Origin of the sequence: Pandoraea eparura, from assembly GCF_902459725.1 — a bacterium.
Taxonomy (GTDB): domain Bacteria; phylum Pseudomonadota; class Gammaproteobacteria; order Burkholderiales; family Burkholderiaceae; genus Pandoraea; species Pandoraea eparura.
The window spans coordinates 564,085-575,981 of record NZ_CABPSH010000003.1; the positions used below are offsets into that span (position 1 = coordinate 564,085).

The 11,897-nt window shown below is 66.3% G+C and carries 12 protein-coding genes; 10 read left to right on the top strand and 2 right to left on the bottom strand.

Translation table 11 applies throughout. The features are described 5' to 3' along the window. Positions 1 to 125: 125 nt before the first annotated feature. Genes PEP31012_RS10540 through PEP31012_RS10555 form a run of 4 tightly spaced genes read left to right on the top strand, consistent with a single transcriptional unit; the run spans position 126 to position 3,368 of the window. Positions 126 to 1,574 carry a cytochrome ubiquinol oxidase subunit I gene (locus PEP31012_RS10540; protein WP_150589280.1) on the top strand — a complete coding sequence of 483 codons (1,449 nt, stop codon included), beginning with the start codon at positions 126 to 128 and terminating at the stop codon, positions 1,572 to 1,574. 39 nt (positions 1,575 to 1,613) lie between these two features. Beyond that, the gene (cydB, locus tag PEP31012_RS10545; RefSeq protein ID WP_150589281.1) at positions 1,614 to 2,612 is read left to right on the top strand and encodes a cytochrome d ubiquinol oxidase subunit II; all 999 of its coding nucleotides are present in this window, start codon (positions 1,614 to 1,616) and stop codon (positions 2,610 to 2,612) included. After that, a complete protein-coding gene (locus PEP31012_RS10550) occupies positions 2,596 to 2,781 on the top strand; it encodes a hypothetical protein (protein WP_150589282.1) in 186 nt (61 codons plus the stop codon). Before cydB ends, PEP31012_RS10550 begins: the two co-directional genes overlap by 17 nt. Before the next feature lie 38 nt (positions 2,782 to 2,819). After that, entirely contained in the window at positions 2,820 to 3,368 is a 549-nt protein-coding gene (locus PEP31012_RS10555; protein ID WP_246171228.1) for a YbhB/YbcL family Raf kinase inhibitor-like protein, read from the top strand. Positions 3,369 to 3,443: 75 nt separating this feature from the next. On the opposite strand, the gene folE is transcribed toward PEP31012_RS10555, so the two are convergent. Then, complete coding sequence (gene folE, locus PEP31012_RS10560) at positions 3,444 to 4,010, bottom strand: GTP cyclohydrolase I FolE (RefSeq protein WP_150589283.1); 567 nt, start codon at positions 4,008 to 4,010, stop codon at positions 3,444 to 3,446. 215 nt (positions 4,011 to 4,225) lie between these two features. On the opposite strand from folE, the gene PEP31012_RS10565 reads away from it, so the two are divergent. The 4 genes from PEP31012_RS10565 to PEP31012_RS10580 are packed head-to-tail and all read left to right on the top strand — an operon-like array spanning position 4,226 to position 8,796. After that, positions 4,226 to 5,158 carry an HlyD family secretion protein gene (locus PEP31012_RS10565; RefSeq protein ID WP_246171229.1) on the top strand — a complete coding sequence of 311 codons (933 nt, stop codon included), beginning with the start codon at positions 4,226 to 4,228 and terminating at the stop codon, positions 5,156 to 5,158. Beyond that, positions 5,155 to 6,138 carry an ABC transporter ATP-binding protein gene (locus PEP31012_RS10570; protein ID WP_150589285.1) on the top strand — a complete coding sequence of 328 codons (984 nt, stop codon included), beginning with the start codon at positions 5,155 to 5,157 and terminating at the stop codon, positions 6,136 to 6,138. The genes PEP31012_RS10565 and PEP31012_RS10570 overlap by 4 nt, the downstream gene beginning before the upstream one ends. After that, entirely contained in the window at positions 6,135 to 7,277 is a 1,143-nt protein-coding gene (locus PEP31012_RS10575) for an ABC transporter permease (RefSeq protein WP_150589286.1), read from the top strand. The genes PEP31012_RS10570 and PEP31012_RS10575 overlap by 4 nt, the downstream gene beginning before the upstream one ends. Before the next feature lie 7 nt (positions 7,278 to 7,284). Further along, complete coding sequence (locus PEP31012_RS10580; RefSeq protein WP_150589287.1) at positions 7,285 to 8,796, top strand: efflux transporter outer membrane subunit; 1,512 nt, start codon at positions 7,285 to 7,287, stop codon at positions 8,794 to 8,796. A gap of 115 nt (positions 8,797 to 8,911) precedes the next feature. Here the strand turns inward: PEP31012_RS10580 and PEP31012_RS10585 are convergent, their stop codons facing one another. After that, positions 8,912 to 9,829 carry a LysR family transcriptional regulator gene (locus tag PEP31012_RS10585; protein WP_150589288.1) on the bottom strand — a complete coding sequence of 306 codons (918 nt, stop codon included), beginning with the start codon at positions 9,827 to 9,829 and terminating at the stop codon, positions 8,912 to 8,914. Positions 9,830 to 10,009: 180 nt separating this feature from the next. Here PEP31012_RS10585 and PEP31012_RS10590 point away from each other — a divergent pair, with 180 nt between their 5' ends. Continuing rightward, on the top strand, positions 10,010 to 10,429 hold the full coding sequence (locus tag PEP31012_RS10590; protein ID WP_150589289.1) for a VOC family protein: 420 nt from the start codon (positions 10,010 to 10,012) through the stop codon (positions 10,427 to 10,429). Between the two features lie 111 nt (positions 10,430 to 10,540). After that, a complete protein-coding gene (locus tag PEP31012_RS10595; RefSeq protein ID WP_150589290.1) occupies positions 10,541 to 11,245 on the top strand; it encodes a fumarylacetoacetate hydrolase family protein in 705 nt (234 codons plus the stop codon). The last annotated feature ends 652 nt before the right edge of the window (positions 11,246 to 11,897 follow it).

An 11,897-nucleotide genomic window follows, 5' to 3' on the forward strand; every position in this document is an offset into this window, starting at 1 on the left:
GCCACATGTGACGTCTTGTCACGCGTGCTGCGATGCAGCACGTCCTACCATGCAGGCAAACAAGGGGCGATCGGCAGTGATGATCGCCCGATAGACAGGGTTGGTTTGCCTACATTGATCACGACATGACTGCCGTTCCGGAAGCTCTCGACCTCGCGCGCCTGCAATTCGCGTTCACGGTCTCGTTTCACATCGTTTTCCCCGCCGTCTCCATTGGCCTGGCGAGCTTCATCGCCGTACTGGAAGGTCTCTGGCTCAAGACGCGCCAGCCCCACTATCTCGATCTGTGCCGCTTCTGGTCCAAGGCCTTCGCGGTGTGCTTCGGCATGGGCGTCGTTTCGGGCGTGGTGATGGCTTATCAGTTCGGCACCAACTGGTCGGGCTTTTCGAGTTTCGCCGGCGCGGTCACCGGGCCGCTGCTCACTTACGAGGTGATGACCGCGTTCTTTCTCGAAGCGGGCTTCCTCGGCATCATGCTGTTCGGCTGGAACCGCGTTAGCGAACGGGCGCATTTCGCCGCGACCCTGTGCGTGGCCGTCGGCACGCTGATTTCGACGTTCTGGATTCTCGCGTCGAATAGCTGGATGCAAACGCCGCAAGGGGTCGAGATTGTCGACGGCCGTGTGGTCGTGCTGTCGTGGTGGGATGTCATCTTCAACCCATCGTTCCCGTATCGACTGGCGCACATGAGCATCGCGGCGTTCGTGGTGGCCGCGCTCGTCGTTGCGGGCACCGGCGCATGGCACCTGCTGCGCGGGCGCCGCGATCCGGCCGTCAAGACCATGTTTTCAATGGCGATGTGGTTGCTGCTGATCTTCGCGCCGCTGCAAGCCTTCGTCGGCGATCTGCATGGCCTGAACACGCGTGAGTATCAACCGGCCAAGCTCGCGGCCATCGAAGGGCTGTGGGAAACCAAGACCGGCGGCACGCCGCTCAACCTGTTCGGCTGGCCCGACATGGCTGCCGAGACCACGCGCTATGCGCTCGAAGTCCCGCATCTGGGCAGCCTAATCCTCACGCATCGCTGGGACGGCGAGATTCGCGGCCTGAAGGAATTCCCGAAGGACGAGCGCCCCAACGTGCCGCTGGTGTTCTGGAGCTTTCGCGTCATGGTCGGCCTCGGCCTCGCGATGATCGCCGCCGCGCTGGCCGCCGTGTGGCTGCGCCGTCGCGGCGCGCTCTTCACGTCGCGCCGCTTCGCCCGGGTCATGCTGATCCTCTCGCCGACCGGCTTCGTCGCCTTGCTGGCGGGTTGGGTCACGACCGAAGCCGGACGCCAGCCGTGGGTCGTCTACGGCGTGATGCGCACCGCGCACGCGATGTCGCCCGTGAGCGCGCAGCAGGTGCAGGTCTCGCTGCTGGTGCTCGTGCTGGCTTACTGCCTTGTGTTCGGCACCGGCATCTATTACCTGCTCAAGTGGCTGCGCGTCGGTCCGGCGCTGCCCGGCGGCGGCCCATCGACGCGCGCCGGCAGCCGTCACGCGTCGCCGCACCCGCACGTTGCCGCGCACGCCGCCCCCGCCCTGTCCGGCCTGTCCGGACGCATGGACACCGACAGCGCGCACGCAAGCTGATCGACACGCTTCACGACATCGACCTTTACGAGATTTCTCATGGATCTGACCTTGGCATGGGCCGCCATCATCGCGCTCGGTCTGTTTCTCTACGTGGTGCTCGACGGCTTCGACCTCGGCATCGGCATTCTCTTCCCGTTCTTCCCCGACGCGCGCGAGCGCGACACGATGATGCACTCCGTCGCCCCGGTCTGGGACGGCAACGAGACATGGCTCGTGCTCGGTGGCGCCGGACTGCTCGCGGCGTTCCCGATGGTGTATTCGGTGCTGCTCTCGGCGCTGTATCTGCCGCTCGTGCTCATGCTCGTGTGCCTGATCTTCCGCGGCGTGGCGTTCGAGATTCGCGGCAAGTCGCATCGCACCCGGTCGTGGTGGGATCTCGCGTTCATCGGTGGCTCGGCCGGCGCGACGTTCTTTCAGGGAGTCACGCTCGGCGCTTATCTGTCGGGCATTCCGGTGGAGAACGGTCAGTTCTCGGGCGACGCGTTCGCGTGGGTGACCGCCTTCAATCTGTTTACGGGATTGGGATTGCTCGTGACGTACGCGCTGCTCGGCGCGTGCTGGCTGATCGGCAAGACCGAGGGCGATTTGCAGCGCCGTCTGCGAGTGCTCGCCTGGCCGCTGACGCTGGCGCTCGTGGCGACGATGGCCGTCGTGTCGCTGTGGACGCCGTTGCGCGTGCCGCTGGTGGCCGAGCGCTGGTTCGCCGACCAGTGGTTCTGGCGCTGCCTGCCGGTACCGTTCCTCGTGGCGGGCACCACGCTCATCATGCGCCGGGTGCTGCGCCGCGCGCACGATGCCACACCGTTCTGGCTTGCCATCGGGCTCGTGTTTCTCGGCTACAGCGGTCTGCTCATCAGCGCGTATCCGTACGCGATTTTGCCGGGCGTCACGCTCTGGGACGCGTCCGCCCCGCCGTCGAGCCTGTCATTCACGCTATGGGGCGCCGCCTTCATCATTCCGGTGATCCTCGCCTACACGATGCTGGCGTACTGGGTGTTTCGCGGCAAGGTGCCACAAGATGCGCACTATCACTGATCTCGTGCGCCCCGCCGTGCGCCGGCAGCGCGAGCGGGCCATCGTCGCTCGCCCCTGGCAGGCGCGGCTGACCCGCTGGGGATGGTTCGTCGCGCTCTGGTGTGCCGGTGTGGCCGGCACCGCCCTGCTTGCACTACCATTCAAGCTCATCATTGCATCGGCCAAATAGGAGGCGTGCTTATGAATCGGCTTTCATCCCCGATGGGAATGCGAACCTTGCGAATGGCCGGCGCGGCGGCGGCCATAACCCTCGCCACAGGCGCCGGGGTGGCGCATGCCGAAGGCATGAGCGTATCGTCGAGCGCGTTCGCCGACGGCGGTGTGCTGCCGGCGATGCATGCCGGGCTCGGCGAGTGCGGCGGCAAGAACGTGAGCCCGCCACTCGCGTGGGAACATCTGCCGCAAGCGACCCGCAGCCTGGTCATTACGATGAAGGATCCCGACGGGGCGAAGGGCGGCGGCGTGGTGCACTGGCTCGCTTACAACATTCCGGCGACGGTCTCGTCGCTGGCCGCCGGGGCGGGCAACAACGCGAGCGAATACGTCACGCTCGGCAAGAACATTCGGGGTGAGATGGCCTATCTCGGCGCCTGTCCGCCGGTCGGCGATTCGCCGCATCACTACATCATCACGGTGACGGCCACCGATCTGGCGCCGGGTCGTTTGCCGGCGGGGCTCGACGCCAACGGACTGACGGCCGCGCTGGCCGGTCACACGTTGAACGGCTCGACCGTCGTGGCGCGCTACGGCCGGTAAGCGCTGGCCGTCAATAACGAAAAAGCGCTGGCGGGACACCCCGCCAGCGCTTGTCGCTTGCCACCCTCGCGGCGACTATTTGTCTCGCGCGAGCGCGAGAAACTCCGTGCGCAATGCCAGATTCGGCTGCAACTCGCCGAGCATGGCCGACGTCACCGTCTCTTCCCCTGCCGTGCGGATGCCGCGGCTCTCCATGCACATGTGACGGCATGACACCACCACGCCCACCGCCTTCGGTTGCAGATGCGTCATCAGTGCCTCGGCGACCTGCGTCGTCAAACGCTCCTGCACTTGCAGGCGGCGCGCAAAACAGTCGACCAGACGCGTGAGTTTCGACAATCCGACGATCTTGCCGTTGGGCAGATAGCCGATGGTCGCCTTGCCGAAGAACGGCGCGAGGTGATGCTCGCAATGGCTGTAGACGGGAATTCCGCGCACGACGATCAGTTCATTGTATTGCTCGGCACCGTCTTCGAAGACCTTGAGCACTTCGGCCGGGTCCTGCCCGTAGCCGGCCGTCCATTGACGCCACGCCTTTTGCACCCGGGACGGGGTTTCGTGCAGACCGGGGCGGTTCGGATCTTCGCCGATGTGTTTGAGGAATCGCTTCCAGTCGTTTTCGTCGAACGTGTCGTGAGACATATCAATCAAGCTCCTTGCATGAGGTCCGGTGCGCTGCGCCGTGAAAGCTGGCGCGCCCCGTGCGCCGCCGGACATGTGCGCACAATAGCAGAGAGTCCCTGCATGCGCATGGCGCCGGATTGCCGGTTGCCCTGCTTTTGCGCTAAGGTGGCAGCGAACAACCGCTACGCACGAGGCGCGTCATGCCGGCAAGCCCCCGCATGTGCACTAACGCGATGACCCTTGCCGCCCTGGCCTGGCTGGCCGGCTGCGGCGACCACGGTCCCCGGCCGTGGCAAGGCTATGTGGAGGGCGAGTTCGTCTATGTCGCCTCGTCGCAGGCCGGGACGCTGACAACGCTGTCGGTGACCCGCGGCCAGCAGGTCAAGGCGGGCGACGCCCTCTTCGATCTGGAATCCACGTTCGAGCTGGCCGCACAGGCCCATGCGCGCGAGACGCTCGCCAGTGCCGAAGCGCAGTTGCGCGATCTCGACACCGGCAAGCGCCCCGACGAGATCGCCGTGGCCACCGCCCAACTCAAGCAAGCCGTCGCCGTGCGCGACAGGTCGCTTGCCCAGTTCGACCGCGATCAGGCGCAATACGCCGCCGGGGGGATTGCACGCGAGCAGCTCGACGCCAGCCGCGCCGACGCCCGCAGCAGCGCCGCCCGCGTGCAGGAGCTGCAGAGCAGTCTGGCGGTGGCGCGACTGCCGGGCCGCGACGCGCAACGGCAGGCGCAAGCCGCTCAGGTGGCCGTAGCACGCGCATCGCTCGCACAGGCCGACTGGCAGCTCGCGCAGAAGCATCCGGTCGCGAGCGCGGCGGGGCGCGTGTACGACACGATGTACCGCGTTGGCGAATGGGTACCGGCGGGCAACCCCGTCGTGCAGTTGCTCCCGCCGGGCAATATCAAGGTGCGATTCTTCGTGCCCGAGGCCGACCTGGGCCGTCTGCGCACCGGACAGACCGTGCATATCGCCTGCGACCGATGCGGCGCGGGGGTGTCAGCCCATATCACGTACGTCGCTCATCAGGCCGAATACACGCCGCCCGTCATCTACAGCAACGACACGCGCGACAAGCTCGTGTACCTGATCGAAGCCCATCCCGCGACCGACGATGCCGTCAAACTCAATCCGGGCCAGCCGGTTCAGGTGACGCGCCCATGAACGGCCGCGATGCGCGCCCGCGCGAGAGCGCCGCCCCACGGGGGGGCGATGCGCATCTCGCCATCGACGTGAAGGGGCTGAACAAACACTTTGGCGACAAGCACGTCGTGAGAGACGTGTCGCTGCAAGTGCAGCGCGGCGAGATATTCGGCTTTCTCGGACCGAACGGCAGCGGCAAGACGACCTGCATCCGCATGATGTGCGGCTTGCTCACCCCCGACTCGGGCAGCGGCACGTGCCTGGGTTTTGACATCGTGCGCGAGAGTGCACAGATCAAGCGTCATGTGGGCTACATGACGCAACGCTTCTCCTACTGGGAAGACCTGACGATTCGCGAGAACCTCGACTTCGTGGCGCGCGTGTATGGCATGCCGAACCGGCGCGACGCCGTCGAGCGGGCCATCGAGCGGCTCGGCCTGACGGGCCGCGCGAAACAACTGACCGGATCGCTCTCCGGCGGCTGGAAGCAGCGCCTTGCGCTCGCGGCGTGCATGCTGCACGAGCCGCAGGTGCTGCTGCTCGACGAACCGACCGCCGGCGTCGACCCGACCGCCCGCCGCGACTTCTGGGAGGAACTGCACGCGCTGGCTGCACGCGGCATTTCGGTCCTCGTGAGCACCCATTACATGGACGAGGCGGAGCGCTGCCACAAGCTCGCCTACATTTCGTATGGCGAACTGCTCGCGCAAGGTACGGCCGCCGAGGTCACCGATCGCCAGCATCTGTCGACGTGGCGGGTGCACGGCGACAATCTCATCGATCTGGCGCGCGAACTGCGTGCACAACCGGCCGTGGCACAAACGGTCGCATTCGGCGACGCGCTGCACGTAAGCGGACAGGATGCCGACGCCCTGGGCAGGCTGCTGCACTCGCTGGCCGCCACTCGCGGGCTGCGCGTCGCGCCCATCGACACGAGCCTGGAGGACGTGTTCATCTACCTGATGAGCCACGCAAAGGACAACTTCGGAGACCCGGCATGAACGCGCCGCTCGGGTTCTCCATCGCCCGATGGTGGAGCATCGTGTGCAAGGAGTTCCTGCAACTGCGCCGCGACCGCGTGACGTTCGCGATGATCGTGGGTGTGCCGCTGGTGCAACTGGCGCTCTTCGGGTTCGCCATCAACTCCGATCCCAAGCACATGCCGACGGCGGCAATCGTCGCCGACAACAGCGAGTTCACACGCAGCCTCATGGCCGCGATGGAGCATTCGGGATACTTCCGCTTTACCGAGACCTTGACCAGCGAAGCGGCCGGACGTGCCGCCCTCGCACAAGGGCGCGCACAGTTCGTGCTGAACATTCCCGCCGACTTCACTCGGCGCCTGCTGCGCGGCGAGCGCCCCGCGGTGCTTATCGAGGCGGATGCGACCGACCCGATGGCAATGGCCTCGGCGCTCGGCGCCTTGCCTGCCATCGCGCAGTCCGTGGCGCAAAAGGACCTGACGGGACCGCTGGCCCATCTGGCCGGCGGGCAAGGAGCGTTCGACGTGGAGGTGCACCGTCTGTACAACGCGGAGGGCATCACGCAATACAACATCATCCCCGGTCTGATGGGTGTCATTCTGACGATGACGCTCGCGATGATGACCGGTATCGCCATCGTGCGCGAACGCGAGCGCGGTACGATGGAGAATCTGCTCGCCACGCCGGTCCTGCCCATCGAAGTGATGGCCGGCAAGATCGTGCCTTACGTGGCCATCGGGTTGCTTCAGGCGACCATTATTCTGATCGCCGCGCGCTTCGTCTTTCATGTGCCGTTCGAGGGCAGCGTTGTCGCGATCTATCTCGCCGCGCTGGTGTTCATCGCCGCCAACCTGATCGTCGGTATCGCGCTGTCGTCGTTTGCGCAGAACCAGTTGCAGGCCATGCAGCTCACCGTCTTCTACTTTCTCCCGAGCATGCTGCTCTCGGGCTTCATGTTTCCTTTCGGCGGCATGCCCGCGTGGGCGCAGGCCATCGGCAACCTGCTGCCGCTGACCTATTTCAACCGCCTCATTCGCGGCATTCTGCTCAAGGGCAACGGCTGGGGCGATGCGTGGCACGACCTGTGGCCGCTGCTGGCCTTCTCGGCCATTCTCATGATGGTGGCCGTGAAGTTCTACAAGCGCACCCTCGACTGAGACCATCATGCGACTTGTCCATCGTGCGCATCGTCATCGCTCCTGCGGCTGCGGGTCGCGGTGGCTGGCGCTCGGGCTGAGCGCGACGCTCGCCGCCTGTGCGGCTGGCCCCGACTGGCGCACGCCCGACGCCACGCATGTGGCGCAGTACACGACGGGAAGCCAACCGTCGACGACCGCCGGGACCTCAGGCGCTCAGGGGGCCGCGCAGACCTTCGTCGTCGGTGAGGATGTGCCGCCCGCCTGGTGGACCCGCTTCGGCTCGCCCGCGCTCGACGCCCTCGTCGCCCAGGCGCTGGCCGACAGTCCGACGCTGCACCAGGCCGAGGCGAAACTGCGTCAGGCGCAGGAGGACTTTCGTGCCCAAGCCGGCGTGCGCTCGCTGCCATCGGCGAACCTGAAGCTTTCCGGCACGCGCGAACGAGTCGATCCGGCGTCGTTCGGCATTACCAGCCTGCCGAGCCCCGGGCCCTTCACCTTGTACAACGCCAGCGTCGACGTGTCGTACACGCTCGACGTGTTCGGCGCCAATCGCCGCGCACTGGAAGGGCTCGCCGCCCAGATCGACTATCAACGCTTCATGCTGGACGCCGCCAGGCTCACGCTCGCGGGCAACGTGGTGACGGCCGCCCTGCGCCAGGCCAGCGCCCGGGCGCAACTCTCGGCGCTCGAAGGTATCGCGACGGCACAGCGCGCGAAGCTCGATATCACGCGCACACGCGAGCGCGTCGGGGGCGTAGCCGCGCTCGACGTCGAGAATCAGGCCGCCCTCGTCGCCCAGACCGAAGCCCAGTTGCCGGCATTGCGTACGCAGATCACCCAATACGATCACCAGTTGGCTCGCTTGACCGGTCAGGCACCGGGCACGTTCGCGTCGCCCGTCATCGACCTCGATACCCTGCAATTGCCGCAGGCGGTGCCCGTCTCGCTGCCGTCGACACTGGCCCGGCGCCGCCCGGATATCCGCGCCGCGCAGGCGTTGCTGCACAAAGCGAGTGCCGACGTCGGCGTCGCCACCGCGAACCTCTACCCGCAGTTCGCGCTCTCCGGCAGTTTCGGCACGCAACGCATGCGACTGGCCGATCTTGGCGATGGCCTCAATATCTGGAACCTCGGGATGAACCTGCTGCAACCGCTCTTTCGCGGCGGCGAGTTGCACGCGCAACGGCGCTCGGCCATCGCGGCCTACGACGCCGCGCTGGCGTCGTACCAGGACACCGTTCTGCTTGGCCTCGCGCAGGTCGCCGATGCCATGCGCGCGCTGGCGTCCGATGCTGACACCCTGGCCGCGCGCGCCGAGGCAGCCCGGCGAGCGGAAACGGCTCTGCGGATCGCGAGCGAACGCTATCGGGCAGGCGGCATCAGTCATCTCGCGTGGCTCGACGTGCAACGCCAGGCGCTCGATGCCACGCGCGCCCGGCTCGATGCCCAAGGGGTTCGTCTGACGGACACGGCCGCGTTGTGGCAAGCGTTGGGCGGCGCGACGGCCGAGCCGTCCAGCGCCCACGCGGCGCCATAGGGACGCCCTAACCGCACCCTAACCGCACCCTAACGCACCCTAATGCTTCCCATCCGGGCGCCATCCGCACCTCCACCGCGCCTTAATCGCGCCTCAATTGCGCCTTAATCGCGCCCTAACCGCGCGACTTCGCCTCGTCGGCAAGACACGTCATCAGTGTCGCGACCGGTGCGCGTGCGAGTGCCGACTGGCGTACCAGCACGCCCAGCTCGCGCGTGAGCGGCGCACCGCTGAGCGGCAGGACCTGAACGCCCGTCGCGCCGCCCTTGGCGGGCTTCGACGTCGCGTTGCCGCCGACCGGCAGGCCAATGAGCGTCGCAGGCAGAATCGACCATCCCAGCCGCGCACGCACCATGCGCAAGATGACTTCGGGCTCGTCGAGCTCAACCCCTTCGCGCACCCAGAGGCGGTGCCGTCGCAGGTAACGCTCGACGAGGTCGCCGCCGTACGAGCGCCGGTTGTAGCGCACGAACGGCAGGGCTTGCGCCCAGTCTGCCACCGTCCCGCCAGTGCCTTTGGGCGCAATCGCCACATAGGGCTCCTGCATGAGGGTCTGCCATTTCATATCGGCCGGCACGCCGATGCGCGGCCGGATCATCACCGCCAGATCGAGCTCCTTCGCGTCGAGTTGCGCGAGCAACTGCACCGACATGCCTGGCACGATGTTCAGATGCGGCATCGCGCCGAGCGCCGTCCAGCGCGCCATCGCGCCGGGCAGCAGGCCGAGCTGTACCGTGAGGATCGCGCCGACGTGGATGGGCGCGAGGGCCGCTTGTCCACCGTGCGCGCCGGCCTCGCCGCGCATCGCCTGATAGCCGGCAATCACCCCCTGCGCCTGGGCGAGCAAACGCCGGCCATCGTCGGATAAGGACACAGCACGCGCGGTGCGCTCGAAGAGCTGCACGCCAAGGTCGTCTTCCAGACGCTGAATTTGCGCGCTCACGGCCGACTGGGTCAGTCCGAGTCGCGCCCCCGCCGCCGAGAACGAGGCGGTTTCGGCTGCCGTGACGAAGGTTTTCAGGTAACGGATCATGGATCGAAAATTTTATTGCTGAGCGTCCGAATTATTCGTTTTTGATTATTTTTATCGATGGATAGAATTTACCGCAAATCGGTGGTGGTGTTCGCACCGTCGATGCCCCAGGAAAATCGTTCCCCAAAACCGTCGCCGGATTCGGCGCTCGCTCACGCTCACATGGCATTGGAGTTCCGTATGGCAACACCGCTCTTTCACCTCGCCTTCCCTGTCGACGACCTCGAGGCGGCCCGCCGCTTCTACGGCGACGTGATGGGCTGCGCCGAAGGTCGCAGCTCGGATCACTGGATCGACTTCGACTTCTTCGGTCACCAACTGGTCGCCCACCTCGCGCCGGACGACGCCGGCAAGCGCGTCACGAATCCGGTCGACGGCGACGATGTTCCCGTCCCGCATTTCGGCGTTATCCTTGACATGCCGGCATGGCACGCGCTGGCCGATCGCCTGCGTGCCGCGGGCACTCGCTTTGTGATCGAGCCGCATATTCGTTTTGCCGGGCAGGTGGGCGAGCAGGCGACGCTTTTCTTCTATGACCCGGCCGGCAACGCGCTGGAGTTCAAGGCGTTCGCGGATATGTCGCAGGTCTTCGCCAAGTAAATTTGCTATGCCGTCGTTCGCGCGGATGGGCGCGACGGCAGTCCAGGCGCCGTCTCGTGTCGGCGCCTGTGCTTTTTCCGTCATTGTTTCGTATCAGCCGAGAATCTTCCGATGAGCCAATTCGTTATTTCGGCGCCGCCCCAGGCGTCGGTCGCCGTGGCAGGCAGCGATGCCCGTTTCCCTGTGCGCCGCGTGTTCTGCGTCGGCCGCAACTACGCCGCGCACGCGCGCGAGATGGGCAGCAATCCGGATCGCGAGCCGCCGTTCTTCTTCATGAAGCCGGCCGACGCCGTCGTGGCTGCTGACGGCACGCTGCCTTACCCGCCGCTCACGAGCGAGCTGCATCACGAGATCGAACTGGTGGTCGCCATCGGCGGCGACGGCGAGAACGTCGATGCGAGCCAGGCGCTGTCGCTGGTGTGGGGTTATGGCGTAGGCGTCGACCTGACGCGTCGCGACCTGCAACAGCAAGCCAAGGACACGCGCCGCCCCTGGGATTGGGGCAAGGCGTTCGATGCGTCGGCACCGTGCGGCCCGCTGCACGCCGTGGCCGAGGTTGGCCATCCGAAGGCAGGCCGCGTGTGGCTGGACGTGAACGGCGAGCACCGCCAGACCGGCGATCTCAACGAACTGATCTGGTCGGTGCCCGATCTGATCGCCGAGATCTCGCGCAGCGTGAAGCTTGCCGCCGGCGACCTGATCTTCACCGGCACGCCCGCCGGCGTCGGACCGCTCGAGCCCGGCGACAAGGTCAGCGCCGGCGTGGCCGGCGTGGGTGAGATCGCGTTCACCATCGGCCAGAAGCCCGCCGCCTGACGATCGCCGTTCAATCAGGGCCGGACGCGGCATCCCTTCGTCGGTCGGAAGATATCGGTCGGGATATCCACAGCAACTGTTGATAACCCTATGCATAAGTCTCCCGCCGACGGCGCAAACGCCCACCGGCATTGGGTGTCAAGTGCCTTGCCTAATTTGCCGTCACCGGTGTCGCACGGCGTCTTCCGAAGGGGGATCCGCGTGCCCGGTGCAACATTCAGCACGTCATCCCCGCCCTGCCGTTCATTCCTGAAACGTTTTTCATCGGGCGACGGCATGCACCTCGCATCGAGCGATCAACTTCTCTTTGTATTCAAAGCGTTGCCGCCACTGGCATGCTTCTCGCATTATCCATGAGGCAAACCGTCCGCCCTCGAGGAAGCCTCATCGCCAGGGCCGACCGCCTCGGGAATCACGCCATGCACGCCACATGGCCCCGGCACGCCCGATGCCTATCCCTCGCCGGGAGCGCCCCGAGCGCGGACGGATTGCACCGAGGATCGATTCGGTTCAGACGATGAGAATGCGTCAGGGAGGGGATCATGCAAATGCGCCGCACCGGGCCTTGCGCCCTAAGTCCCTGCGTCAGGTCGCTCGCGCCTGCGAGTCCGGCCAAGTCGGCCCGCCGTCATCCGCGTGAGCGGTGCGCGAG

Bases quoted from the DNA above. Each gene is read 5' to 3' on its own strand.
- cydB (WP_150589281.1), top strand. From the start codon at position 1,614: ATGGATCTGACCTTGGCATGGGCCGCCATCATCGCGCTCGGTCTGTTT.
- folE (WP_150589283.1), bottom strand. From the start codon at position 4,010: ATGTCTCACGACACGTTCGACGAAAACGACTGGAAGCGATTCCTCAAA.
- PEP31012_RS10565 (WP_246171229.1), top strand. From the start codon at position 4,226: ATGACCCTTGCCGCCCTGGCCTGGCTGGCCGGCTGCGGCGACCACGGT.
- PEP31012_RS10595 (WP_150589290.1), top strand. From the start codon at position 10,541: ATGAGCCAATTCGTTATTTCGGCGCCGCCCCAGGCGTCGGTCGCCGTG.
- PEP31012_RS10540 (WP_150589280.1), top strand. From the start codon at position 126: ATGACTGCCGTTCCGGAAGCTCTCGACCTCGCGCGCCTGCAATTCGCG.
- PEP31012_RS10555 (WP_246171228.1), top strand. From the start codon at position 2,820: ATGCGAACCTTGCGAATGGCCGGCGCGGCGGCGGCCATAACCCTCGCC.
- PEP31012_RS10570 (WP_150589285.1), top strand. From the start codon at position 5,155: ATGAACGGCCGCGATGCGCGCCCGCGCGAGAGCGCCGCCCCACGGGGG.
- PEP31012_RS10550 (WP_150589282.1), top strand. From the start codon at position 2,596: ATGCGCACTATCACTGATCTCGTGCGCCCCGCCGTGCGCCGGCAGCGC.
- PEP31012_RS10580 (WP_150589287.1), top strand. From the start codon at position 7,285: ATGCGACTTGTCCATCGTGCGCATCGTCATCGCTCCTGCGGCTGCGGG.
- PEP31012_RS10575 (WP_150589286.1), top strand. From the start codon at position 6,135: ATGAACGCGCCGCTCGGGTTCTCCATCGCCCGATGGTGGAGCATCGTG.
- PEP31012_RS10590 (WP_150589289.1), top strand. From the start codon at position 10,010: ATGGCAACACCGCTCTTTCACCTCGCCTTCCCTGTCGACGACCTCGAG.
- PEP31012_RS10585 (WP_150589288.1), bottom strand. From the start codon at position 9,829: ATGATCCGTTACCTGAAAACCTTCGTCACGGCAGCCGAAACCGCCTCG.